Source organism: Synechococcus sp. H70.1 (assembly GCF_047502705.1).
Classification (GTDB): Bacteria; Cyanobacteriota; Cyanobacteriia; order Thermostichales; family Thermostichaceae; genus Thermostichus.
This window is the reverse complement of the sequence record NZ_JANSIV010000089.1, coordinates 1-877: the sequence shown is the minus strand read 5'-3', so window position 1 is coordinate 877 and position 877 is coordinate 1. Positions and strand designations below refer to the sequence as shown.

1 protein-coding gene is annotated in these 877 nt (G+C 60.2%); it reads right to left on the bottom strand.

Going from position 1 to position 877, the window contains the following annotated elements:
• Nucleotides 1–24: 24 nt before the first annotated feature.
• On the bottom strand, nt 25–810 hold the full coding sequence (locus NW827_RS06615) for a hypothetical protein (protein WP_414503471.1): 786 nt from the start codon (nt 808–810) through the stop codon (nt 25–27).
• Nucleotides 811–877: the final 67 nt, after the last annotated feature.

The window sequence follows — 877 nt, the reverse complement described above, 5'->3', positions numbered from 1 at the left end:
GGGAGAGGGGCTGGGGGTGAGGGCTTAGCACCCGCTACCGAAGGCGAAAAGCACCGTCAGCAGGTCGGCGTCGTCCACTGTGCCGTCACCGTTGAGGTCTTCCGCGCCGCCCGAACCGCCGAAGGCGAACAGCACCGCCAGCAGGTCGGCGTCATCGACGCAGCCGTTGCAGTCCACATCGCCCTCCAGCCGTGCGCCGCCATAGGACGCCAACTGGATGTTGAACGCGCGGGCACAGGCGGGAAAAAACGGCGTACATACCCCGTCCGTCACGAAGCCCGTGAAGCCCACCTCGGAGGTCGCCGTCACATTGTTCAGCTGAATCGTGACTTCGCGGTTCAGCAGCCCCAGCGGGTCATCCGTGCAAGCGATTTGCTCCAGGTCAACGGCAATCGTGCCGTAAATGCTATCGATGCGGAAGGGGTAGCCTGTTCCCTCAATTGTGATGAGCGTGCAGACGGGCTGGGGGATGTCCTGTGCCGTCCATGTAATGCGGTTGCCGTTGACGCTGGCGACGAAGCGCACAGTCTGGGTGGACGCAATTGCATTAATAACCTGGTTCAGCGTCGTAGTGAAGTTGAGGGTGCCTGGTTCAAAGTTGATGACGAAGGCGTTTTGTGCGCCCGTCGTTCCTGATGCGAAGGTCTGCACGCAGTTTTCGCCGATCTTGACCGCGTAGTCGGCGTTGTTGATTCGGAACGAGACGCTGCCTGCATCGCGCAGGCGGTCAGCCAGAGATTGCGCGTGGCTTGCGCCGATGAGCGCCACGATGCCTAAAAGCCCAAAGAAGTGTGCCGTTCGGATCATCATCGATTCCTCCTTTCCCGTGGTCGGGTACGGTAATTATACAATACCAATCCCGTTTTGTCAAGGGGGG